19 protein-coding genes and 1 tRNA gene are annotated in these 25,773 nt (G+C 50.7%); 14 read left to right on the plus strand and 6 right to left on the minus strand.

Going from position 1 to position 25,773, the window contains the following annotated elements; translation table 11 throughout:
• The first annotated feature begins 98 nt into the window (after positions 1–98).
• The 6 genes from ABD843_RS03465 to ABD843_RS03490 all read left to right on the plus strand — a co-directional run bounded on the left by ABD843_RS03465 (position 99) and on the right by ABD843_RS03490 (position 6,758).
• Positions 99–524, plus strand: a complete 426-nt coding sequence (locus tag ABD843_RS03465) for an SRPBCC family protein (RefSeq protein WP_345078560.1) — start codon at positions 99–101, stop codon at positions 522–524.
• A gap of 144 nt (positions 525–668) precedes the next feature.
• A complete protein-coding gene (gene asnB / locus ABD843_RS03470; RefSeq protein ID WP_345078563.1) occupies positions 669–2,528 on the plus strand; it encodes an asparagine synthase (glutamine-hydrolyzing) in 1,860 nt (619 codons plus the stop codon).
• 80 nt (positions 2,529–2,608) lie between these two features.
• The gene (locus tag ABD843_RS03475) at positions 2,609–3,838 is read left to right on the plus strand and encodes a lipoprotein N-acyltransferase Lnb domain-containing protein (protein ID WP_345078566.1); all 1,230 of its coding nucleotides are present in this window, start codon (positions 2,609–2,611) and stop codon (positions 3,836–3,838) included.
• Positions 3,822–4,607 (plus strand): alpha/beta fold hydrolase, encoded by a 786-nt coding sequence (locus ABD843_RS03480; RefSeq protein WP_345078569.1) that lies wholly within the window; start codon positions 3,822–3,824, stop codon positions 4,605–4,607. Before ABD843_RS03475 ends, ABD843_RS03480 begins: the two co-directional genes overlap by 17 nt.
• Positions 4,604–6,544, plus strand: coding sequence for a PKD domain-containing protein (locus tag ABD843_RS03485; protein WP_345078572.1), 1,941 nt, complete (start codon positions 4,604–4,606; stop codon positions 6,542–6,544). Before ABD843_RS03480 ends, ABD843_RS03485 begins: the two co-directional genes overlap by 4 nt.
• 140 nt (positions 6,545–6,684) lie before the next feature.
• A tRNA-Asn gene (locus tag ABD843_RS03490) sits at positions 6,685–6,758 on the plus strand.
• Between the two features lie 97 nt (positions 6,759–6,855).
• Here ABD843_RS03490 and ABD843_RS03495 read toward each other — a convergent pair.
• Positions 6,856–7,392 carry a rep family protein gene (locus tag ABD843_RS03495; RefSeq protein WP_345078575.1) on the minus strand — a complete coding sequence of 179 codons (537 nt, stop codon included), beginning with the start codon at positions 7,390–7,392 and terminating at the stop codon, positions 6,856–6,858.
• Between the two features lie 175 nt (positions 7,393–7,567).
• Here ABD843_RS03495 and ABD843_RS16360 point away from each other — a divergent pair, with 175 nt between their 5' ends.
• Complete coding sequence (locus tag ABD843_RS16360) at positions 7,568–7,753, plus strand: Arm DNA-binding domain-containing protein (RefSeq protein WP_425575660.1); 186 nt, start codon at positions 7,568–7,570, stop codon at positions 7,751–7,753.
• A 114-nt stretch (positions 7,754–7,867) separates the two neighbouring features.
• On the opposite strand, the gene ABD843_RS03500 is transcribed toward ABD843_RS16360, so the two are convergent.
• Positions 7,868–13,351 carry an Ig-like domain-containing protein gene (locus ABD843_RS03500; protein WP_345078578.1) on the minus strand — a complete coding sequence of 1,828 codons (5,484 nt, stop codon included), beginning with the start codon at positions 13,349–13,351 and terminating at the stop codon, positions 7,868–7,870.
• Between the two features lie 265 nt (positions 13,352–13,616).
• On the opposite strand from ABD843_RS03500, the gene ABD843_RS03505 reads away from it, so the two are divergent.
• Both ABD843_RS03505 and ABD843_RS03510 read left to right on the plus strand, forming a co-directional pair.
• Positions 13,617–15,572, plus strand: coding sequence for a tetratricopeptide repeat-containing sensor histidine kinase (locus ABD843_RS03505; protein WP_345078581.1), 1,956 nt, complete (start codon positions 13,617–13,619; stop codon positions 15,570–15,572).
• Between the two features lie 30 nt (positions 15,573–15,602).
• A complete protein-coding gene (locus tag ABD843_RS03510) occupies positions 15,603–16,238 on the plus strand; it encodes a response regulator (protein ID WP_345078584.1) in 636 nt (211 codons plus the stop codon).
• Between the two features lie 171 nt (positions 16,239–16,409).
• On the opposite strand, the gene ABD843_RS03515 is transcribed toward ABD843_RS03510, so the two are convergent.
• The 4 genes from ABD843_RS03515 to ABD843_RS03530 are packed head-to-tail and all read right to left on the minus strand — an operon-like array spanning position 16,410 to position 18,376.
• Entirely contained in the window at positions 16,410–17,063 is a 654-nt protein-coding gene (locus tag ABD843_RS03515) for an MIP/aquaporin family protein (RefSeq protein ID WP_345078586.1), read from the minus strand.
• A 3-nt stretch (positions 17,064–17,066) separates the two neighbouring features.
• Positions 17,067–17,537 (minus strand): DUF6428 family protein, encoded by a 471-nt coding sequence (locus ABD843_RS03520; protein WP_345078588.1) that lies wholly within the window; start codon positions 17,535–17,537, stop codon positions 17,067–17,069.
• Between the two features lie 16 nt (positions 17,538–17,553).
• Positions 17,554–17,994, minus strand: coding sequence for an arsenate reductase ArsC (locus ABD843_RS03525; protein ID WP_345078590.1), 441 nt, complete (start codon positions 17,992–17,994; stop codon positions 17,554–17,556).
• Positions 17,995–18,046: 52 nt separating this feature from the next.
• On the minus strand, positions 18,047–18,376 hold the full coding sequence (locus tag ABD843_RS03530) for an ArsR/SmtB family transcription factor (RefSeq protein WP_345078592.1): 330 nt from the start codon (positions 18,374–18,376) through the stop codon (positions 18,047–18,049).
• A gap of 266 nt (positions 18,377–18,642) precedes the next feature.
• Between ABD843_RS03530 and ABD843_RS03535 the strand changes: the two genes are divergently transcribed.
• From ABD843_RS03535 to ABD843_RS03555, 5 genes are all read left to right on the plus strand, one after another.
• On the plus strand, positions 18,643–20,847 hold the full coding sequence (locus tag ABD843_RS03535) for a M43 family zinc metalloprotease (protein ID WP_345078594.1): 2,205 nt from the start codon (positions 18,643–18,645) through the stop codon (positions 20,845–20,847).
• A gap of 91 nt (positions 20,848–20,938) precedes the next feature.
• On the plus strand, positions 20,939–21,766 hold the full coding sequence (locus tag ABD843_RS03540) for an SDR family oxidoreductase (protein ID WP_345078596.1): 828 nt from the start codon (positions 20,939–20,941) through the stop codon (positions 21,764–21,766).
• A 153-nt stretch (positions 21,767–21,919) separates the two neighbouring features.
• On the plus strand, positions 21,920–24,196 hold the full coding sequence (locus ABD843_RS03545) for a T9SS type A sorting domain-containing protein (protein ID WP_345078598.1): 2,277 nt from the start codon (positions 21,920–21,922) through the stop codon (positions 24,194–24,196).
• A gap of 91 nt (positions 24,197–24,287) precedes the next feature.
• Positions 24,288–24,815 (plus strand): DUF1573 domain-containing protein, encoded by a 528-nt coding sequence (locus tag ABD843_RS03550; RefSeq protein ID WP_345078601.1) that lies wholly within the window; start codon positions 24,288–24,290, stop codon positions 24,813–24,815.
• Between the two features lie 4 nt (positions 24,816–24,819).
• Entirely contained in the window at positions 24,820–25,716 is an 897-nt protein-coding gene (locus tag ABD843_RS03555; RefSeq protein WP_345078604.1) for a UbiA-like polyprenyltransferase, read from the plus strand.
• Positions 25,717–25,773 lie beyond the last annotated feature (57 nt).

Raw genomic sequence — 25,773 nt, forward strand, 5'->3', positions numbered from 1 at the left:
GTCGCAAACAGGCCCTTTATTGTCGCCAATGAGTAGCGGCCATCTGGCCATGTATGCAGATATTTGCATAATAAACGAACATTCAAAAAAACGGCAAAATGGAAACATCACAAACGACCAAGATAACCATAGAGACCTCGGTGAACGCGCCACTGGCCACTGCATGGGAAACATGGAGCGGCCCCGCCCACATCATGAAATGGAATAGTGCATCGCCCGACTGGCACTGCCCGAAGGCCGAGAACGACCTGCGTACAGGTGGCACTTTCTCTAGCCGCATGGAGGCCCGCGATGGCAGCATGGGCTTCGACTTCGGTGGCGTATATGACGAGGTGCGCCATCACGAATACATAGCCTATACCATGGGCGATGGCCGTAAGGTGAATGTCACCTTCGCCCCGCAGGGCAATGGCACACACATCCTGCAGACCTTCGATGCCGAGAACATGCACCCGGTAGAGATGCAGCGCGAGGGCTGGCAGTCTATCATGAACAACCACAAGACGTATACAGAAAACCTGTAAACGTTACCGTCTTATGGCATTTGTATATACGGCATACCACTACGGTGTGCCGTATATATTATTTGCACAACAGGAATTACAGGAGTAATTTTGACGACCTTCGGCCAACGTGCCGATGGCAAGACCCCGGATAATTCGCGACACATGTGTGGAATAGCAGGAGTATATGGTAGGATATCTACAGAGAAACGGCGTGCAGCGCTGGCACATCTGTCAGAGCAGTTGTCGCATAGAGGGCCTGATGGTAGCCGGACCTATGAAGATATAGATATAGGACTGGTACATACTCGCCTTTCCATTATAGACCTTACCGAATCGGGCAACCAGCCACTTTATAACGAGGACAGTTCGCTGGTGCTGGTCTGCAATGGGGAGATATACAATTACCAGGCCGTACGCAAAGAGCTGCAGGAAAAAGGCCATGAGTTCCGCTCCCATTCCGATTGTGAGGTGATACTGCACCTGTACGAGGAGTATAAGGGCGTACCCGAAAAAGTGCTGGAGCGCCTCACAGGCATGTTCGCCTTTGCGCTTTGGGACACCAAAAAAGAGATACTCCTCATAGCCCGCGACAGGCTGGGCATAAAACCGCTCTACTACAGTCGCAAGGGCGATACCTTTATCTTTAGCTCAGAGATACGCCCCATAGTGAATTGTGGCCTGGTGGATACCACTACCGATCACACTTCCATATACGAGTACCTGCTTACCGGCAGCGTACCCGCGCCCAATACCATATACAACGAAGTAAAATGCCTGGAGCCCGGCTACTATGCCATAGTGCGCGACAGCCGTATGAATACAATGCAGTACTGGGATATACCCATACGCGACGGCAATGAATGGAAGAGTGAAGAGGCTGTGCTGGAGGCCACTACCGCTCTGCTGAAGCAGGTGGTACGCGACCACCTGGTGGCCGATGTGCCGGTGGGTACCTTCCTGTCGGCGGGGGTAGATTCTTCGCTCATTACCGCAATGGCGGTAGAGGTACACCCGGGCATACACAGCTTCACCGCATCCTTTCCCGGTGAGCCGGAGGATGAGGGTGTCATAGCTGCCTCGTCGGCAAAGAAGCTGCGCACCACACACCACTCCTACGAGATAAAGGGCGATTTCTTTAACGATATCTCCGAACAGTTCAGGTACATGGACCAGCCTTTCGCCATATCCAGTGCCCTGTCGCTGGGCCGTATATCCCTGCTGGCGCGGAAAGATGTGAAAGTAGTGCTGAGCGGTGATGGTGGCGACGAGCTTTTTGGCGGGTATACCCGCCATGCGCAGCCTGCCGTGCCGGGTTTTCTGAAATACATACCTGCCGGTATGCAGGACAATGCATTGAAGATAGGCGCGAGACTTACCGGCAAGCAGAGCCTGGCCCAATTGCGTAATAACCTGAAGATACCACCTGCACAGACCTTCTTCGACCGTACGATAGTATCGCGGCCGGAGTGGGCGCTGGCCTGCCTGAACCCCGATATAGCCCGGAAGGTAGACACACAACGGTATATGAAACGGCTGAAGTTCTTCTTCGACCGTACCGAAGGGGCAGATATGCTGAGCCGTGTGCTGTATACCGATATGAAGACCACCCTTGTGGACGAAATGCTGACCAAGTGCGACCGTATGACCATGAGGAACGGTATAGAGGGTAGGGTGCCCCTGCTGGATCACCGCATGGTAGAGATGGCATTCAGTATACCATCGGCCTACAAGCGGCAGGGCGATACAGGTAAGGTACCCCTGCGCAAGATGCTGGCCCGATACCTGGGCAACGACCTTGCCTTCAGGCAGAAAACGGGTTTCAATTCGCCATTGAAGCAGTGGCTGCAGAGCGACCCCGCCACATATGGGTACGCGCAGCAATGGGTGAACAGTGCAGGCGATATACCTTTTCTGAATAAAGAGATAACAGGCGCTACTGCGGATAATATAAAAGATGCAAGGCAGACAGAGGTCTTCGGGCTGGTATGCCTGGCGCATTTTTATGGACGTAAAGAAGCATAAATATCGCTTTGCAATGTCCGGTCACTGCTTGCAGCAAGTCGCATGAGCGTCAATGAACATAAAAACACTTTTTGCTAAGGATGAAAAAACTCCTTGTTCTTCTTTGTAGCATATGCATGGGCCTTGCGGCCGGCGCACAAAGCCCTGTGGCTGATACCATGGCCGCTCCTGCGCATCATGGCAGTGGCCTGCGCATCAGCCTGCTTACCTGTGGGGTGGGCGATGAGGTCTACGAAACATTTGGCCATACCGCAGTACGCATCACCGATAGTAATGCGAACCCTCCGTTCGATGACCTGGTATATAATTATGGCATGTTCAACGGCTACGACAAGGGTTTTGAGCTGAAGTTCATGCGGGGCAAGCTGAAGTATTATGTAGCTACCAACTATTTCGGCACCTTCATGGAAGAGTACTATGCCTATGGCCGCAGTGTAGAGGAACAGGAACTGGTATTGGACGATGACAAGAAGCTGGAGATAAAGGCCTACCTGGAGAACAATGCCCTGCCCGAGAACAGGTATTACAAATACGATTTCTTTTTCGACAACTGCGCTACACGCATACGCGATATATTTCCCCGTACACTGGGCAGCGGCTTTGTCTATGGCGATGCCGTACGGCCGGTGCAGGGCTATACCTTTCGCGATATAATGAACAAATACTTCTACGACCGGCACTGGACCCGCCTGGGGGTGAACATATTGCTGGGTAGCCGTATAGACAAGGTGCTTACCAATATGGACATCATGTTCCTGCCGGACTATCTGCGCGATGGCCTGGCCGCAGCCACCCTGAACGGACGACCCATAAGCAAAAAGCCCGAGCTGATACTGGATGGCAGCCACCGTGCCCCTGCCGGGCTGAACGTGCCTATGATAATGTGCTGCGCATTGCTGGTGCTTACCATACTTGGCCATTCGTTATACAGGCTGCGTGTACTGGGGCGCATCATGAATGGTCTTTTATTGTTCGTTACCGGCCTGCTGGGTTGCCTCATACTGCTCATGTGGTTCGGCACCGACCACCAGGGCTGTGGCAATAACTTCAATGTATTGTGGATGCTGCCTGTGAACATACTGCTGCTCGTATGGCGCCCTAAGGGTATAGGCAAATATGCTATCATAGCCATAGGTCTTATAGGTGTTTCACTGGTGCTGCATGTATGCCGTATACAGGGGCTCATACCTGAGTTCCTCCCGCTGATGGCAGCGCTGGTGGTGGTATACATATCTCTGTACAGGCAAGGCAAGAGCAAGGCAAAAGCTAATAGGGTCTTAAAACAGGAATATCATGATGTATTATCGTAGAACGGGCAGCGGACCTGCCGTAGTATTGCTGCATGGCTTCCCTGATAGCGGTGAGGCATGGACAGGAGTAGCATCTGCATTAGAGCGCGAGTTCACCGTCATTATCCCCGATCTGCCGGGCAGTGGCCGCAGTGCATTGCATGGTACCCCCACGCTTACCGATATGGCCGTAGGCGTGAAAGAGATACTGGACCATGAGGGTATAGAAAGGGCCGTGATAGCGGGACACTCTATGGGCGGGTATACGGCCATGGCCTTTGCCGCACAGTTCCCCGCTATGCTGGCCGGCATATCTATGGTACATTCTGCGCCCTGGGCCGATGATGATGAAAAGAAGGCCAGCCGGCAAAAAGTGATAGACCTTATACTAAAAGGCGGTAAAGAAACGTTCATAAAACAGATGACCGCCAACCTGTATGCCCCCTCCTTCGCAGCTGCCCATCCCGATGTGGTGCAGCGTAAGGCTGCATCGGGTATGGAAATGACAGATGAGGGCATGATCAACTTTTACCGTGCCATGATAGCCCGGGCCGATACTACCCACCTGCTGAAAGATGCGCCTTTCCCCATTCAGTGGGTGCTGGGCGAGGCCGATGGCATCATCGATCTTAAGAAAATATTAAAGGAATGTCATGTGTCAGGCATTAACTTTGTATCTTTATATAAGGACACAGGCCACATGAGCATGGCCGAAAGGCCCGATATGCTCATGGCCGACCTGCTTACATTCTGTAGGTATTGCTATAGCCACAACCCTTCTGCCGTATGATAAAACGGGTATCTGCCATATTACTGATCGCGCTGCTGGTGATAGCTTCAGGCTCAAAAGCATCGCATATAGTAGGTGGCGATTTTACCTACCGTTTTATGGGCGATACCATGATAAGCGGTACCTGGCACAAGAAATACAAGGTGACCCTGTATATATACCAGGACTGTGTGACGGGCGTGCCCGATGCCATACAGCAGGATAACCCGGCCTTCTTTACGGTATATGAGAACGGTGGCGGCCTTTTCAGGGTAGATACCAACATCACCTACGACCCTAACCCGAGCAGCGGAGGGTCTATTACCGTACCCGCCAATTTCAGCAACGATTGTGTGAAGAACGTACCGCAGCTATGCCTGCTGCGCAAGCGTTTCGAGAAGATATATTACCTGCCCCAGAGCACACGCGGCTATGTGGTGGTATACCAGCGCTGCTGCCGAAACTCCAGCATTGTGAACCTGATAGACCCGGGCGATAGGGGAGCTACATATTTCTGTGTCATACCCCCGGCTATGGTCAATAATTCCAGCGCGGTATTCAAAAACTATCCGCCGCAGATCATTTGTCAGAACAACCCGCTGTATTACGACCACTCGGCTACCGATGAAGATGGCGACTCGCTCTCATACGAGTTCTGTCCGGCCGAAGAAGGCGCTTCCGGCCCCGACATCAAGCCCAAGATAGCATCGCCACCTCCATTCGATACAGTGGCCTATTTCCCGCCATTCACATACAAGAACGCTATGCCTGGCTATCCGTATATACAGATAGACCCACGCAGTGGTATCATAAGTGGTACGCCCAATCGCGTAGGCCGCTACCTGGTGACGGTATGCTGTACCGAGTGGCGCCATGGCGTGATAGTGAATGTCATTAAACGCGAGTTCCAGTTCGTGGTCACCGACTGCTCGAAGGTGGTGATAGCCGATATGCCCCAGTTCTCTACTGCGCCCAATACATACATTGTGAACTGCAAGGACCGTAAGGTACACTTTGTGAACACCAGCCAAGGTGGCTTTGCATACAAATGGTATTTCGGTACAGAGAATGGCGCCAGCTCTACCGATTTCGAACCCGATTTCGAGTATCCGGATACGGGCACATATGTAGTGAAGCTGATAGTAAATCCCACTTCTACATGCCCCGATAGTATTTCCAGGCTGGTAAAGATATACCCGGTATTCCACACCAATTTCGAGGATACCGGTACTTATTGCCCCGGCTCAGGCATTACTTTCATAGACCGTACAGAGACCACAGTGAAGCCGATCGTGAGCTGGAGCTGGAGCTTTGGCGATGGCACATTCTCTACCGAGCAGAGCCCGGTACACAAGTTCGCCAGCGGCGGTACGTACAATGTGGTGCTGGCCGCAGAGAACGTAAAGAACTGTGTAGATACCACAGTGAGAAGGGTAGTGATACAGCAGTTCACCCCATATGCCGGCGATGATACCATCATAGTAAAGGGCGAATACATACAGTTCGATGCCAAGGGAGGAACATTATACCAGTGGACACCCTCTACCAACCTCAGCGATGTCAATATCAGCAACCCGATAGGCAACTACCCCGATACCGGAACATTTGTCTATCGCCTGTTCGTACAGAGCAACTATGGCTGCAAGGGTTATGACACTATGAAAGTGTGGGTAGTGCCCAACGCATCATTTGTAGTGCCCACTGCATTCTCTCCCAATGGTGATGGCCTCAATGACCAGTTCAGGCCAATGGCAGTAGGGTACCGCAACATGAAGTATTTCAGGGTGTTCAACCGGTGGGGGCAAGAGGTGTATTTCGGCAAGTCGCTGGAGACCGGGTGGAACGGTACCTACAATGGCAAACCTGCCGAACTGGGCGTATATTTCTGGGAGATACGCTATGTGGACCGGCATGGAGAAGATGGCTTTATGAAGGGCGATGTGACCCTGATAAGGTGACCGGTATCAAGCTTGTAAGTGTCACCCTTCAGGTCGGTCTGCCCACCATGCTTGAGAACAAAAAATATTTAGATAATAAGGGCGAAATAATTTTGTAACAACAGAACTGTGACTATCTTTGCGGTCCCAATACGGGAAATTCCTCCTTAGCTCAGTTGGTTAGAGCACATGACTGTTAATCATGGGGTCTCAGGTTCAAGTCCTGAAGGGGGAGCGCAAGACAGGAAAGGGTTTCAGGCAACTGAAGCCCTTTTTCATTTTTAGCATTTCGACACAATTTCGACACAAAGACGTTTTATTTGCTTTTTCGTTTACTGCGTTTCCATGTCAATACCATATTCCAAAAGGTTGTGTAGTGCCGGTGGATGGGTATATCCTGTAAGGGGTGCTTCATGTTCTTCAGATACCCAATCGTGGTATTGCGGTATGTAACGCCAATTTATATGGCCGGTCACTACTTTTGCGGGTTCGGCTTCTTTTGGTTTTTCCGGCAGGTCAAAACCAAACCTTTCAAATATCCGTAGCCCTTTCATAGCCTTCACAATATTATACTTCGCGGCTGCATAAATGGTATCGCCCTTCCTATTGGCCTTATCATACACATCTTTGGCGGTGAATATCTTGGTGCCATACTTTATTACTTCTACTAGGGCTTTCCCGATGTTGTACACTTGCTTGCAATCTTGAGCCTTGGGGCTGGTGAATTTCTTGTACTTCTTATTCCATGTAGTTAGCCACTCATGCACTAAAATATTGGCGGTAGCTTTATCGGGTACTATTATGTGCAAATGCGGGTTGTAGGTTGCATTAATGGGGTTAAACTCTGCTTCTAAGGACTTTACCCCCATTAGCTTTATTCCCTTTCCCCTTTGGTGTCTTTTCCTGTGTTTTGCAATTCAGGGGCCTTTTTGTGCCTTTTTGGGTCGTTTTAGCCTCTTTTGATGGTTCTTGACACTATCGAGGTTGAACATTCTTGTACCGTGTTTTTGCTAATGTGTGCAGGCGTACACAAAGCGACACGCTATGAGTGTACATTACAAGTTTGTCCTCGACAAGAGAAGAAAACGCGAGGATAAGATTTACCCGCTAAAGCTGCGGATCTATGACAACGATGATAACAAAGAAAAGTCGTTGGATATTTACCTACATGAAGATGATCGGGATGAACGCAGGCAAACCATTCTACCCAATGACCCAAACTACAAATAGAACAGTTTTAGGTTCACTACTTGTCGATGATGATCTTTCTGGTTTGCTATCATTTTATCATAAATAAAGCGGGCCACTTAGTGCGGCCCGCTTTATCATTTGAAAAAGCAGACATTAACGTCCGTTGATCACGAATCTCAGTGTCGATCTGTTGCCTTTGCTGTCTATAAGCTGCAGCATATACATGCCACCGCTTATGTTGCCAATGTTCAGATCGGTAGTGCCGGCAGTGAAGCGCAGCTCGCCTTTGAAGATACTGGCGCCCGCAGCATTCCATACCTCGGCCATTACCGGCTCATTGTCCTGCACCTTCTGGGTCAGGGTCATGTTGCCATCACTGGGGTTGGGATGCAGCGTATACGCCTGTGTCAGCTTGTACGCGTCATCAGCATTTTGGCCACCAACTGCAGTTGTGGCACCTGCGGCTTCGTCTATCTCCTGCTGGGGCTCCAGTTTGCAACCCAGGTCAGAGAATATACGGCAGTCGTCGAACACCAGGTTGTACAGTGCCCTTGCCTGGTAGATGGCAGCGCCATCGGCCAAAGGACATTTTTCGGCCAGTACCACCAGATGCTGGCTATCAGCGCTGTTCAGCTTATCTGTACTATACCTGATAAGCAGGTCGTAATACTGCTTATAGTTGCTCACTATATTGTCGCCAGCCTTGTCTGCAAGCACCACATTGGTCTCTGCATCACGCGCATCGCTTGTCATATAGTTCAGTGGCTGTGCCAGCAACTGTTTGGCGTGTTCGTAATTACCGGATGCGATATCGCTTTCTATATCGGTAAGGTACTTGTACCTGCTGTTCTCTGCCATCTGCTTGAAGGCGTATAGCTCTGCCGACATGTTCGTGCCGTCATTATTGGCAATGGCTTTCCAAGTATGCATCTGGCTCATCCAGTTCTGCCCCGTCAGCACCTTGCGCTTTTTCTGGCCTGCATGCCTGTACACTATAGGTATAGTGGTAGGGTCGGGGATGTCGCACAGTGGAACTGTAGTTGTGCCTGTCGCTACATCTATACCACCACCCATGGCTGTGCTATATGGTGTTCCTCCCGGGTCAGACCCATTGTATATAGGAAGCGAAGTAACAGGGGTAGGGTCCACATACATCGCCGATCCGGTGATGTTACTCAGATCTACAGCGCCTATAGTATAGGTCTGCCAGTTCGATGCCCATGAGAAACCACCGGTCGCGTTCCATACATTGGCAGTTACATCGTTCGTCATTGACCAGTAATGGCTCAGCGGCTGGGGCGATATATTGCCATGGAGCACATATCCATAGGCATTGTTCATCATCATGTTCCCTATCCAGTTAAGGTTGCTTATTCCGTCGAAATAGAAACCGGTATTGATATCCCGCAGCAGATTATTGCAGATGTATGTGCTGTTCAGATCGTTACAGTGTATCCCCTCCAGAATAGAGCGTGTAGTGGTCAATGCCGGATCATAAGTAGCGGCAGGTGCAGGCACATTATACCCAGGACCCATTACCAGGTTTGTCTGAATATGATCCCTCAGGTCATTGGCATGCAATATGCCGGCTTGCTGGTAGGGTAGGTGTCCCATACCATCGGGTCGCAGCAGTATAGCATTTATCCGGCTGGTCTTTATCTGATGGTCCTGGTCAAAGCCCGTAAGCACTATGCCATTGTATACATAGGCCATGCTGTTGTAGTCAGTGTTCACCTGGCTGCCCGGCACTATGCCTCCCGAATACGGATATATCAACGCTTGCACGGCTATACCAGTGTGTACATATTCGTTATTGGTCATGGTAGCTGTCAGGGTAGAGTTAGCGCTTATCAGGTTACGGCTCGCTGTTATCTGCCCTACATACAGTGAATGATCGACCGCAGGAGGTACCACCTGGCAACTGATGCCCGTACGGATGTTGTAGATGGTATTGTCGTTGAGCTGTATGTCGAAGAACTCAGATGCCGTCACGGCATAGCCTGCACGGCCCTGCGTGCCGCCACTAGGTACCGTACTGGTATGCTGGCTGCTCATATACGAGTACATACCCCTTATGGCGTAGAGGTCCTGTGCTTTTACACCGATCACACAATCCCAGAATTCATTGCGATAGCCCGATGCATTGCCATATACGTCAAGGCCTATCTTTAGGTTGGCCAATGCCCCGGCATTGTCTCTATAGGAATAGATACCCGATCCGGTACCTGTGCCCGATACCGATGCCAGCGTGCCCTTCATATGCATATATGCACTGTTGCGCGATGCCAGGTTACTGTTCTTGGCTAAGATACCGATCCTCATATTGTCGAAGATGTTTCGCATAGCCACCCCGGGTGTGCCGGAAGGACTGCCTATCACTACGCCTGAATAGGTGCCTATGCCGGCCCCTGTAGTGGTGCCCACATCATGCAATTCGATACCCGTGGTGGGTATGCCTCCCATATTGCAGGATACCTGTGTATAGGCCTCAAGGTAATAAGGTGGCCTGTACAGGTTTGTTGGAGGTGCAGGATATGGCGCCTTGAGCGCACCTACAAGTATACTGCCATCATTTCTGGGCCATGCATACGGCCATCCGGTGAAAACAGACAGGTCCCTGCTGGTGAATACCGCATTCTGCACTACGAACGGATAGCTGGGGTGCAGCGTGGTGGGAGGCCCGGATATGGGAAGCCCAGGCATGGCCGCATCTGTTATCCTGATACCGCGATTGTTCCTGTTGAAGGTGACACCGCTGGCATACAGCGTCAGGTCATTGGTAGCCGCACCTGCCGTGGTATAGCCGGGCATGGGTTGAGGGGAAGGTATATCCACGGCTACTCGGGCATCCTCTACCAGTGTGCTGCCTGTTTTGTCGTTGGTAAGAATAAGCTGCCCTGTAGACCCTGAGCCTCCGCCGGACAGATCTGTGCTTAGTACTATGCCCTGCCACATATTGGGCCTGCAGCAGAACAGGTGGCTGTGTACTACTTCCATTATTGCCCTGCTGTTCACGGTTATCTTAACACCGGGAGACATAACCACTACACAGCCGGTAAGGTTGACGGCCGTACCTGTATGAATGGTAATATCGTGGTTCAGGTAATAGTTGCCTGATGGGATGATACCCGATATGGTGCCGGTATGCAGTGGGTCCAGTTCATTGAAGATAGCTCCCGCAGGTACATAGTCCGAACACACACATGCCGGTGCACCTATCAATACACTTACTACCGCTGTCTTGAAGCATCGCCATGGTGGTACTTCGTAAGTGATAGTGGCAGTACCGCTCGAATGGCCTGTTACCACACCGGTCACAGGGTCTATAGATGCCACACTGGGGTCGCTGCTGGTCCAGGTGCCACCGGGTTCGCCATTGGTGAGTGTTGTTGTAGCGCCGGAATCGCAAATGACCAGGCTACCTGATATAGGAGTAGGTGCGGGATGTACATTTACTACCGTATAGCCCACAGCCGTACAGCCGGCCGTTCCAAGCGGTAGTGTGTATGTGAAAACGGTAGAGCCTACACCCACACCGGTCACTACGCCGCCGGGGGTAACAGTTGCTACCAGCGGGTCTCCGCCGGTCCATGTGCCGCCTGCCGGGCCTGCTGAAAGAGTGGTCACATCGTCCTTACACATATCTATCGATCGCGCTGTCTTTATCCTTGGCTTGGGCATTATCTCGAACTTGAGTGTTGTAGTTCTGGAACCACAGGCATTGGTCAGTTTATAACGTACCACTATCACACCCGGTGCGCCTGCTGTGAATGATACGGTAGAGGATAGTGCGGTATTTACCGGCACACCCAGGGCGCTACCCGTGGTAGTTGTCGGTAATGTCCAGCTTACGGTCGTTCCGGGGCTTACCAGGCCGGGTATCCCTGTCAATGTATAAGTACATCCTTCGTATATCGATGTCACAGGCAGTATAACGACGGCCGGTGGCAGTATATCTACTATAACAGTGGCAGATGTCGAACATGCGCCACCTGGTGCAGTATATATTATTGTAGCTGTGCCGGGCAGCAGTCCTGTTACAGCGCCGGTAGAGGCGTTCACAAATACCCTTGGAGGTATTGCGGGAGGAGTGCTCCATGTACCGCCTGTAACGGCATTGCTCAGCACAGTAGTGCTTCCTACACATACGCTCATGATGCCGGTGATAACGCCCGGCAATGCATATACGGTAACTACTTTGGTCGTATAGCATCCGCCGGCCAGCATGTATGTTATAACGCTTGTTCCCGGCATTATGCCGGTCACTACACCTGTTGGGCTTACCACGGCTACCGGTGCATTGCTGCTGCTCCATGTTCCGCCTGTTGGGCTACTGCTCAGTGTTGTAGACTGGGTGACGCATACTTTTGCTGTTCCTGTTATAGGTGTAGGAGAAGGATTTACGGTAACTGTGGTAACAGCATAGCAGGGTGTCATGTGGTATGTTATCGTTGCAGTACCACCTGCCACGCCGGTCACTATACCGGTAGGGCCAACACTTGCTATACCGGGAGCGCTGCTGCTCCATGTTCCACCACCGGTGGCATAGCTCAGGGTTATTGTAGAACCCTGGCAGAAAGGCACAGATCCCGTGATGCCGATAGCGGGTGCATTTACCGTTACCTCTGTTAGGATAGGGCATCCCCGGCCGGCAGGCAGGGTATATTCGATAATGGCGATCCCCGGAGAAACACCACCCACCTGGCCTGTCACGGGATTTACCGATGCTACACCGGGCGCGTGACTGGTCCATCCACCCCCGGCTGCCGCCGGTGGCGGCGCAGGCAGTATACTTGTTTCACCTGTACATAATATAGGTCCTGGCAAAGGACAGTTCTCACCAACACAAATCCCCATATTCTCAGGCACAATGGATGGCGATGGCGTTGTAATGAAACCCTGTATGGCAACACCGATATTGTTAGGGACCGCCTGGTCGTTCATCATTTCGAAGACTATATCATGAGTGCCGGCAGGCAGGTCTTCGGTGAATACCATCATGGGGTCGAATGTCCCGGGGTCACCGCCGAACATATTGATACCGGTACTGCCACAGCAAAGTCCGCCGCAGCAATAAGCTGTCAATGGTATAGGCATTGGCACGCCATTCAATGTGCCGCCTATGATCCAGTTATCAGCCGATGCATTCACGAAATTGAATGTTACGCGCGCAGCACAGCTCAACGTAAATCTTCTGCGAATACGCCAGCGATAGTTGGCATCGGTAGTGGACTGGTCGTAAGTAGGGCCATTTAGGCAACCTATCCAGTTACCGGGGCCTCCCGCTCCGCCGGGATAGACCGCCCAGCCTACAGACGGCCCATCTATCACGCTGGCAGCACCTACAGGTACAACTGCGATAGCCCCGGGGGTTGCTGCTATATCGGCGCTAAGCCCCGGGCTCATAGCTATCACTTCCCAATGGGGGTCAGGATTTGGCGCATTAGGTACCACTGTTCCGGCTATAGCGGCTCCGGCTCCCCCTGCCGCCATGGGGTCAAAGCCGGTATTGATGATCAGCCTGTTCACAAGGCAACATTGTGCTGCTGAATCGATGTGCATGCTCATGCACATCAGGATAACGACCAGCGATCTTATTGCGGCCATTATCGGGTATTTCGAGTTCTGTTTTCTCATAAAAGTTATTTTTTAAAGAAAAAATATAATATATGATTAATGAGATGATGTTCGCGCCGGGAGCGCGGATGGATATGCATTCAAGAGAATGGTCATGTAATTTGTGTGTCATAGTGAGATATTGGGGAAGATGATAAAAGTAGACCTCATCACATCCGGAACGATCGGTACCTGCACCGATCCTGCGCCTTGGTAGCAGTACCTATAAAGTTTAGTACAAGTACTAAGGTGTACTACCGGTTTTTAACTAAATTACATATGCATAATGAACATGTTGTCCATTCCTTATCGTGTACTGGAGCGCCTCATATGGCCGGGCGTAGTGCTGCTTTTGCTGTTGCATACGCACGGCTATGCCCAAGGTGATGCTCTGCAGAAAGAAGCCCATAGCACAGCCGCTATGGACAGCCTATATGTAAAAGCATGCAGCCAATTGGACCCCGACAGCTCTATACGATGTTTCGAACAATTGCTATCGCTTTCCATTGCCGGGAAAAATGATTCGCTCACGAATGGCACACTTCTGAAACTGGGAGAACTATATGTTGTTAAAGGCGACCTGGCCAAAGGTCTTACCTATACAAAGCAGGCGCTGTCATATACATCATCATTGTCTCTGCTGGACCAGGCCAATGTATACGGGCATTTAGGTTCTATATACTTCAGTATAGGAGATTATGTAAGCGCTACCGAGAATTTTTACCTGGGGCTCAGCTACATAAAAAGGAGCGATAACATGACCAGCGGTCTGGATGCCTGCATATATCGCTACCTGGGTATGATCAACATAAGGCTGCACCAGAATGAAAAGGCGCTGCATTATTTAGATCTCGGCGAAGCCTCTGCCCGAAGGAATGGCAGCAAGAACCTGGTGGCGATATTGCTGCTTTGCAAGGGCGAGTATTATACCGGCATACATAGGATAGACAGCGCGCGCAAATGCTTCGATGCAGCAGTTGTTATCGCAGATAAGATAGCGCGTACCGACCTGAAGGTAGAGGCCTACGAAGGCATAGGGAAGGCATTGATAGAAGCTGCCAATTACAAAGAGGCCGTTCATTTTCTGCAACTGGCCATAGATGTAGGCGATAGTATAGAGAAATCTACTGCCATAGATGCCTCCTACTATTTAGGCGAGGCCCTGTACCGGCTAAGGCGATACAACGATGCCGAGAGGGTTCTTGTGAATGCCTTGGAACAAGCCTCTGCAGCCCAGCTAAAGGACAATAAGATAAAAGGATATACCATACTTACAGAAGTGTATAAGGCTACAGGCCAGTACCCGAAGGCCATGGAGTGCATGGATAGTTTCATAGTGCTGAAGGAGTCGCTGGAGAATGCCGAAAAGACCCGGGCCATCAACCTGATGGATATAAAGTACCAGACAGCGCAGAAGGATAAGCGAATTGCGAAGAGTGAATTACTGATAGCAAGGCAGAACAGTAAGATAGCAAGAAAGAACATGTGGATGCTCATTATAGGTGGTAGTGTATTGTTATTGCTGGTGGTGTCGGGGGGCATCTATTCGCATTCGCTGAACAGGCAAAGGTCGCTGGAGAAGGAGAATAAGATAGGTATACTGCAGGCGGCCGTACGCGGAGGCGACAATGAACGGAGACGCATAGCGCGCGAGCTGCACGACGGTATAGGGGGTATGCTCAGCGCAGCTATCATGCGCTTTAGTTCCATGCATCATGAATATCCCGCTATTACCGGTACCCGGGGATATTCTGAAGCTATGGACATACTGCGCGAGATGGGCGATGAAATAAGAAAAACAGCCCATAACCTAATGCCCGAAGTATTGCTGAAGCAAAGCCTGCCCGATGCGATACGCGCCTATTGCAACAATGTGCACAAAAGCGATGCATTGCATATAGACCTTCAGCGCTACGGCTCCTTCGACGATGTAACACAGGATCAGAAACTGAACCTGTACCGCATCGTGCAGGAACTGATAAAGAACATCATAGAGCATGCAGGCGCTAGTCATGCCATGGTGCAGCTGTTCCGTAATGAGCAGGCGTTGATCGTTATTGTAGAAGATGATGGTTGCGGGTTCGACAAGACCTTTGTGAAAATGGGACAGGGACTTCATAACATACAAACAAGAGTACATAGCCTGGATGGAAAACTAACTCTGGAATCGACACCCGGAAGAGGAACTTCTATTTTTATCGAGATAGAGACCGAAAGGTCAAATAGCGATAAGGCCGCCTGATATGGACCATTCATTTAAAACCCGACCTATATGAAAATCAAAATTGCCATAGCCGACGATCACCCGCTGATCATAAAAGGCCTGCAGTACATTTTGGCCAATAAGAGCAATATGCAGCTCACAGGTTGTTACACCAATGGCAGTGAGCTGTTCAGGGGGCTTGCCTCAGCGCCTGTTGATGTATTGATACTGGATATACATATGCCGGGCCAGAGCGGCGATGAGCTGGCCGAAATATTAAGTGGTATGTACCCGGATATGAAAATGCTGGCGCTTACCAATGAGGATAGTGTGTACCACATCAAGAACATGTTCAGGAAAGGTGTACATGGGTATATACTAAAGACCACCAAAGAGGAGATATTGCTGGATGCGATAAGCACTGTATACAGTGGCGAACAGTACCTGGAAACGGCACTGAAAGAAAGGGTGATACAGGATACACTATCGGCCCAGAAGCAGACCTCTGCAGATTCTTTGCTTTCCAGCAGGGAGAAAGAAGTGCTGCGCCTCATAGGTATGGACCTCACCAGCCAGCAGATAGCAGACAAGATATTTGTAAGCAAGCGAACGGTAGATTATTACCGCCTATGCCTGCTTACAAAACTAGGTGTGAAAAATGTAGGTGCGCTTGTAAAGAAAGGCATTCAATTGGGCTATATCTGATGACATAGAACGAGGGGAGGCAATATCGCTTCCCCTCGTTCTTAGATATATACCGGCCTCTACTTTTTCTTCAGGCAGCCGCAGTTCACACTTCGCTGGCCGCCTACACCATCCAGATATACCTCCTTTTGGAAATTTGTGCCATCATGGGTTCAAACACCAGTAAAGATATCAGGTGCTTTCTTTTCCTCCTTTCAGGTATTTCCAGGTAGGTACTGCAAGGGTGGCACCTGCCACCGGCGCTAGTATATACAGCCAAAGGTGCTCTGTATGCTGCGACACCAGGGCCGGTGCCAGCGAACGTGCCGGGTTCATAGATGCTCCGCAAATGGGTCCGGCGAACATAGCCTCAAGCGTCACTACGGCGCCTATGGCCAGCCCTGCGAACATGCCTTGTTCCTTGCTGTCGGAGGCTACATTCAGAATGACCAGCATAAGGAAAAAGGTGAGAATGACCTCCAGTACGAACGACCGCATCGCCGGGCCAACAGGTATTGTAGTGCCCAGCAGCTCGTTGCCGGGGAAGAGACATCTCAATGTCGTACTTGCCAGCAGGGCGCCTGCCACCTGTGCTATTATATAGCCGGGTAGCTTCTTCGGAGAAAAAAGCCCTGCTATACTGAACGCTATGCTTACGGCGGGGTTCAGGTGCGCGCCCGATATATTGCCCAGTGCATATATCATGCTCATCACTATCAGGCCGAAAGTGATGGCGATACCCGCATGTGTAACGGTGCCACCCGTTTGCTGATCGATGACGATCGCCCCCGTTCCGCAAAGAACGAGGGCGAATGTCCCTATCATTTCTGTTATATAGTTTCTCATAGTTTAGCAGCAGCCACCTCCCGGTGTACAGCAAGTATTGTCCACCATTGTCAGCTCGGCCAGTGATACTTTTTTCTTCTCCGGCACACCACATTTGTCCGATGCCAGGCAAGCAGTATGTTTCGCCAGCAGCTGGAAGTTCGTTCCATTATATCCCAGCGCATATTTGCCTATCGTGCCGGTCTGGTATTCTACCTCTATCTCCAGGTCTTCCATACCCAGTACCTTTTCCGACAGGGCTATTATCTTCAGCAGCTTATCTGCTTTCAGCCTGTGGTCGTGGTCGCTGGCGCTCCATAGCTGAAAGTTGGCTACCTTTTCATTGCGCACTGTGCCGCCGCAGTCTATGAAGTGTTTGCTTATCACACCCACCTCGGTCACATGAAAATGTTCGGGTACCAATGTCCCGTTCTCCAATTGAAAATTTACGCTTTGCCGGCCATTCAGCAGGGCTTTTATCTCTGATAGTTTCATGTTGTTCGTTTTTTGTTTATTTCCAGTAATTGTTCTCCTTTGCTTCTTTTATCAGGTCTTCCACGCTTTCCCTTATCTCATCTCTCACTATCCTTACCTGGGCCAGCATTTCCTCTTCCGAGCCCATGAACTGCGATGGGTCGGCAAAATACCATGCGAACTTTTTTACATTGCCGGGGAACGTGGGGCAGCGTTCTGCGCTTACGGCATCGCATACCGTTATCACGGCATCATAGGTTCTGCCTTCCCCCAGGTATTGCGCTACTTCATTTGTTTCATTGTCGCTTATATCTATACCTACCTCCCACATGGCTCTTACCACGGTGGGGTTCAGTCTGCCTTTTTCTATCCCTGCACTCTCGGCATAGAATATCCCTTCACTCATGGCTTTCAGGAAGGCCTCGGCCATCTGGCTCCTTGCCGAATTGTGGATGCAAACGAATAATACTCTGTACATTTTGTTTTTTCTTTTTATCGCAATATTGCGATGGTCTATGATAAAATTTTTTTTAGCAGCAGGTGGTCTTTATCTGAATGTCGGCGAAGAAGGCCGACAGCAACTGCCTGTATTCTGCCCATACTTTTGGGTTTATGCAATAGCACACACTCGTTCCTTCTACTGTCCCTTGTATCAGCCCGGCATTCTTTAGTTCTTTCAGGTGTTGCGATATCGTTGGCTGGGCCAATCCCAGTTCTTCCACCAGGCTGCCGCATACGCAGGCATTGGTCTTTAGCAGGTATTGTAGTATAGCTATCCTTGCAGGATGGGCTATCGCCTTGGCCATATTTGCCAGGTCGTTCTGCTTTTTCGTAAAAAGGTCTGTCTTGGTAGCGCCCATTCTTTTATCTTGATATTGCAATATTACGATTGATTGATCATATCGCGCTAACCTGGCACGATATATTTTCGTTATAGGGTCATTGTATTATTCTCCGGTCACTTCGGTGTACCTACATTCAATGTCATTATGTTGTAATATTTTGTGGGTCAGATGTTTATTAGAGGTTTATAGCACAGGTTTTGCTACACATATTATCTGCGTATATGGTTAAACATCCTTATCTTCACGTTTTGCTAAGATCATTTTTTAATCAATTTACTGTAATGTTCAAGAGAATATCACTTATGGTGCTTGCTGCTGCATGTACGGCAGGCACAGTATTTGCTCAAAAACCCTGTGGTACTGACGAGCACTACCACCAGCTGCTGAAGGAACATCCCGAGCTGGTAGAATTGGAACAACAGTTCAATGAGCAGGTGGGCAGAGGGCTCGCTGCGAAGGGAACTGCCGGCGGACCCGATACCGCCTATTACGATCTGCCACTGGTCATACATGTCGTACACGACTATGGCTTCAGCACAGAGTTCCTCAGCGATAACGCCATATACGAGGCCGTGCAGAACTGGGCGCTGGCCTTTGTAAAGAAGAATGCCGATACCTCATTGGTGATACCTCCGTTCATACCATATATAGGTAATGCGCGCATACGCCTGCACCTGGCCACAAAAGACCCCAATGGCAATCCTACAAAGGGTGTTATACGTCACTATTCCTACCTTACCAATAACGGTAGCGATCAGTCGAAATTCACTCCCTGGCCCAATAATAAATACATGAACATATGGTTCACCAAAACACTGGGTACATCGGGCGCGGCAGCATATGCGTATTATCCTTCCTCTGCAGCAGGTATGCCACACTATGATGGCGTGATAGGCCTTGCCGAATACCTGAACTACTCCAAGACCATACCGCACGAGATAGGCCACTGCCTGAACCTGCAGCACGTTTGGGGCAATACCAACAACCCTGCCGTGGCCTGTGGCAACGACCAGGTAGATGATACCCCGCCTACCAAGGGGCACAATCCCGGCTGTGTGGCATCTGCCATATATGACACAGCCTGCGCCACCGGCTATGCCAAGACCTATGTGTCTATGAGCGGTATGATGGACTCTGTAGTGAACTACCCCGATACGGTGAATGCGCAGAACATCATGGACTACACCTATTGCGCCAACATGTTCTCAATGGGCCAGTGTGTGCGTATGCGCAATGCCCTTACCAGCACTGTTGCAGGCCGCAATAACCTCATCACCCCTTCTAACCTCGTAGCTACGGGCGCGCTGGAGCCAATGCCCGATCTTCCCCCTGTTGCAGAGTTCTGCGTGAACAAGGGTACAGGCGGTACTACTTCCGATCCCCGTTCTTACTTCCTCACTACAGATAACGTTATCGATTTCTCGTTCCGCAACATGTCCTGGAACGATACTATCTCTTCTGTGAAGTGGGATTTCTCTAACGGTGCTGCTACACCTACCTCTACAGCTACCGGCAATGTTACCAATAGCTTCACTGTACCGGGCTGGGTCACTGTTACCCTTACCGCTACATCTAATGCAGGTAGCAATACCCTGGTAAAGGAAAAAGCAGTATACGCTGCCGATCCTAACCCTGTAGGCGGCCTCGGTTATTCGCAGTCTTTCGGCAGCGAAAGCGCGATATCTAACTGGCCTATGATAAACGTGTATGAGAACAACTTCAAATGGGAGTTCTACAATGGTGCAGGCAAGGACGATAACTCATGCGTTAGGTTCCGCTCGTACGATGGCTCTGACAGGCGCACAGGTACCGCTACCGGCGACTATGACGACTTCGTTACTCCTGCGTTCGACCTCGCAGGCCTCTCCGGCGACCTGTATTTCAACTTCTTCACTACAGGCGCATCTACCAGTCCCGGCGGCTGGGTAACAAAGGTGTATGACTCTCTGCAGATAGATGTCAGCACATCGGGCGGCGCACGCTGGCAGAAGATAGGCGCCTACCGCACTACCGATCTCGCCAACAACGGTTCAATAGGTGGCGAATTCATACCCGGCTCTTCTTCTACATGGGTGCCAAGGTCTGTGACCATACCGGCTACATACCGTACCAGCCAGACCTTCTTCCGTTTCCGTCTTCGTGCAGGCAATGGCGGCAACAACGTATACCTCGATAACGTAGGTATAGGTCTCTTCCCTGCCGAGGTGCAGGAAGCTGCTGCTACCAGCAACAATTCACTGTATATCTATCCCAATCCTTCGTCCAATGGCTGCAACCTCGTGTTCAAGGCCGGTGATGACAACCGCATGAAATACTGCGTAAGGGATGTAACAGGCAAAGTGATACTGGAAGCCGAAAGGGCAGTTACCCCCAATAGCCTGAACACCGAGTTCATATCGCGCAGTGCAGTAGGTACTCCCGGTATGTACATCGTTACAGTTACATCGGGTAGCAGCATCAGCACACAGAAGATGGTGGTGTATTAATAGTACAGCATCGTAAAATAATATGCACAGGGCCGGCCATACAGCCGGCCCTGTTCTTTTATCCCTGCCATTACGCTGCTAAAAGGTATATTTGCGCCACATTGCTATGGGGTATTACAACAATAAGATAGTCATCATCACAGGTGCCTCGTCGGGCATAGGCAAGGCGCTGGCAGAAGCTGCGCTGGCAGGAGGCGCAAAGGTGGCCGTATGTGCGCGCAATAGCGCAAAGCTGCGGGAAATGCTCCCTGCGTCCGATAGCCTGCTTTGTTTCCAGGCCGATGTGAGCCGCGAGGCCGACTGTACCGCATTCATAACGGCAGTGACCGAGAAGTGGGGTGGGGCAGATGTGCTCATCAATAATGCAGGTATCAGCATGAGGGCCCTCTTCGATGAGGCCGACCCATCGGTGATACGCGAGCTGATGGATGTGAACTTCTGGGGAACGGTATACTGTACCAAGGCCGCCCTGCCGCACATCATGCGCAGCAAGGGAGTGGTAGTAGGTGTGTCGTCCATAGCCGGTTATAGGGGACTGCCCGCGCGTACCGGTTATTCGGCTTCCAAGTTCGCCATGCAAGGTTTCCTGGAAGCCCTGCGTACCGAGCTGCTGCATACAGGTACTCACATCATGTGGGTGTCGCCGGGTTTCACGGCTTCCAATATCCGCAATGTGGCCCGTACCGCCGATGGCTCTGCACAGGCCGAAACACCGCTGGATGAGAAAAAACTGATGAGCGCCGAAGAATGTGCGCGTATCATACTCGATGCCATAGAAAAAAGGAAACGCAGCGTGATAATGACATCGCAGGGAAAACTGACGGTATGGCTCAATAAGTTACTGCCTTCCCTGGCCGATAAACTGGTGTACAAACACTTCCTTAACGAGCCCGATTCGCCCCTGAAGAAATACAACTGAGTACAAAATATCTCCCATAGTTAATAATGTGGTCTCGGCTATCATATTATTCCTTGTTTTTGTATGCATAGCTAGAAGCATTTGATATTTTACCTAACTTTATTAGTTAAGTGCCTCTTTTATATGCGATCGATACTGAAAGCTTGTCTTCCCTTGTCGTTCCTGTTAATGTCCGGTGCAGCCTATGCACAGGAATATTACCAGTACGATACTACTGTGAAAGTGTATGCATACGATAAAAAGCTGAATATACCCTGGTGTGGTGGGTTCAACGCCCCCGAGTTCGCCAATGCCGACCTGAACCACGATGGCGTGCAGGATATGGTGGTGTACGAACGCGGCCAGGGTATATATACATTCATCAATACAGGCTATGTGAGTGGCCTTCCTGTATACCGTTTCGATCCGAAGTATGCGCTTACGTTCCCTGCTGTACGCGGCTATCTGTATATGCTCGACTATAATTGCGACGGTATAGCCGACCTTTTTCACCGCGGCGATGATGGTATAGCTGTGTACAAGGGCTTCTACAATGCCAGCGACCAGCTGTGCTTCACCTTCTACCAGTCGCTTTTTTATACCAACGATGCTACCGCCGGGGGACCATCCAATGCATATGTGAACCCCGGCGATATACCGGGTATAGCCGATGTGGATGGCGACGGCGATATAGATTTCGTATCGTACTACATAACCGGCGGCTATATGTACTACCACCGCAATATGCGGGTAGAGGATGGCCTGCCATGCGACAGCATACGCATAAAACTGGTAGACCGCTGCTGGGGAAAGGTGGCTCAGAACTTCGACCGGGCGCACCAGTTGCAGTACTCATGCAGCAATGCCGGGCTGCTGCGCGCAGCCGGCAGCGGCACATCGCGCAAGAAGACGCATCCGGGCAATACGACCTGCCTGCTGGACTGGGATATGGATGGCGATATAGATTACCTGGATGGTAATGCCTCGTTCAATGAGCTTACCTTCCTGCAGAACGGGAAGTTAGATCATAGCTACGCCATAGACAGCTTTGTAAAGCAGGATACCCTGTGGCCTACAGGTGGCAAGAGGGTAGACATAAGGACCTGGCCCGCACCGTTCAACGTATTGGTAGATGATGATAACAAAAAAGACCTGCTGGTATCTCCCAACTCGGGTACCGGCAGCGAGAATTATAAATGTATCTGGTACTACAAGAACAATACCGTATTCGGCGCACCCGATTGGCAATTCAAGTCCGACACCTTCCTTGTAGACCAAACGATAGACCTCGGCTCGGGCACATACCCCATGCTGTTCGACTATGATATGGATGGCAAGCTGGACCTCCTGGTCGGTTCCGATGGCTACCGCCAGCCCTCGGGCCTGCTGCGTTCATCCCTTTCTTACTACAAGAACACCAGCACACCGGGCAATGCATCCTTCACCCTGCAGACAAAGGACCTGGCAGGTATGTATGCGCACAATTTTCAGGGTATAGCGCCCACGGCCGGCGATATGGACAATGATGGCAAGGCCGACCTGATAGTGGGCCACACCAATGGCAAGCTGTCGTTCTTCAGGAATATGGCCTCAAATGCTAGTGTAGCGCCCGACTGGCAGTTGCAGCAACTGGAAATGACCGATGAGGATGGCAATATCATAAACCTGGATGGCAATGCGGCACCCTTTATTTACGATGTGGACAAGGATGGCAAAAAAGACCTGGTGATAGGCAGTATATATGGCTACCTGCAGTACTACCAGAACAAGACCCTCATACCCGGCACCCTGAAACTGAAACTGGTGAACAAACGCCTGGGCGGTGCCAAGGCCGACCCTACGCAGACCTTTGGTATATACTCTACCCCTTTCATAGGCAAGATAGACCCCACTGGGGAGGAATACCTGCTCATGGGCAGCAACTCGGGCAGTATCTATCGTTTTTCGGGTATAGCCAGTGGCGATACCACACTGGCCTACACCCAGCTAGATGCTGAATATGCCTTTATAGATAGTACATACAATCTGTACCAGCGCCCCATGTATAGCATGTATACCGACAGGCGTACATCCCTCACCGTGGGCGATATAGACGGCAGCGGCAGCTATGTGCTTATAAAAGGCAACATCAGGGGCGGACTGGAGATATACAAACGCAAGGTATACACTGCCGAGCCACCCGTATATACCGACAAGGTGAAGGTAAATGTATACCCCAACCCCGCCGATAATGCCCTGAACATAACCTGGGACGGTATAAACGATACAGAGGTGCGTACCCTGCACGCCAGTATCATAGACATCACCGGCAGGCTGTGTATGGAAAGAACAGCACCTACCGCATACGGGCTCACCCAGTTCTCCATTACCCACCTGCCGCAGGGCGTTTATGTATGTATAGTGAGGGCGGGCAATAGCCGCTACTACAGCAAGTTCACTATTGTAAGATAATGAATGTTCTTTTTGCTAATGCTTTGTGAACGGTCTCTGCGCAGGATATTTTAATACTTATCTTTGCCTGTAGTAATAGCTATTTAGAAAGATGGAAAAGAATTACCGGGCGATATTGCTTACCGTGCTTACACTTTCTGTGTTCACCTTGGTCATCATAGAACTTACGGGTGTCAGCCGCAATGCGCTCTTCAGAAGGTTCAGGGGTGGGGGAGAAGGTATCTTCTACAGCAAGGATGGTGAGGTGTACCGTGGCGAGATATATCCCGAGCAGACCATGACGCGCAGCCAGCGTGTGGCCGAAATGCCAAAGACCACGCTTCAGTTCTACGAAACAAAGTACAACTTTGGCAAGCAGCCTGAAGGCAAGGTGCTGAAGCACAATTTCAAGTTCAAGAACACGGGCTTCCACCCGCTTATGATAGCCAAGACCGACGTTACCTGCGGATGCACCGTGCCCAACTTCCCCGAAGAGCCCATAGCTCCCGGCGGAGACGGGGAGATAACCGTTGTGTTCAATACCTCGGGCAAATCGGGTTTTCAGCAGAAGAACATCATTGTACACGCCAATTCGCTGCCGGAGGCCGTATCCATAGGCATAGAGGCAGATATAAACTAACAAGATGCAGACCGCAGTATCGCATCCGGGCAAGGTACGCAGGTACCTTTCGCTTATCAAGTTCAGCCACACCATTTTCGCGCTGCCGTTCGCGTTCATAGGGTTCACTATCGGCACGCTAGAGCTCGTTCGCCAGGGTACAGGCCAGGTGTTCCAGTGGCCATTGCTGGTAAAGATGCTGCTGTGTATGGTATTTGCCCGCAGCGCTGCCATGGCCTTCAATCGCTACCTCGATCGCCGCTTCGATGCCCTCAACCCCCGTACCGCCATGCGCGAGATACCCGCCGGGGCCATATCGCCGCGCAGCGCGCTTGTTTTCACTATCATCAATTGTTTGCTGTTCATTGCCACTACCTATACCATCAATACGGCCTGTTTCAGCCTTTCGTTCGTGGCCCTGTTCGTGGTGCTGTTCTATAGCTATACCAAGCGCTTCACGGCATTGTGCCACCTGGTGCTGGGTGTGGGGCTTTCTCTTTCGCCCATTGGCGCCTACCTGGCAGTTACGGGGCATTTTGCATTGTTCCCCCTGCTTTTCTCTTTCGCGGTACTTACCTGGGTGGCCGGGTTCGATATCATTTATGCCCTGCAGGATGAAGAGTTCGATCGCAGCCAGAAGCTGCATTCCATACCGGCCGCACTGGGTGTGCGCAACGCGCTCTATGTGTCCTCTCTGTTGCACGTTCTTTCGGCCGCTTTTGTCATATGGGCTGGTATAGAGGGAAGTATGCATCTTATTTATTGGACAGGTGCTGCCTTCTATGCGGCGCTGCTGGTATACCAGCACATGCTTGTGAAGCCTAATGACCTGAGCAAAGTGGGCATGGCCTTTGCCAATACAAATGGCATAGCCAGTGTGGTGTTCGCTGTATTTACCATTGCGGCCCTGCTGCTGGCCTGACCCTTACCTACACCTGAGAACAATATCCGCATCGCTTATTGCGTTATTTTTACACTC

The organism is Nemorincola caseinilytica (assembly GCF_039540515.1).
Classification (GTDB): domain Bacteria; phylum Bacteroidota; class Bacteroidia; order Chitinophagales; family Chitinophagaceae; genus Nemorincola; species Nemorincola caseinilytica.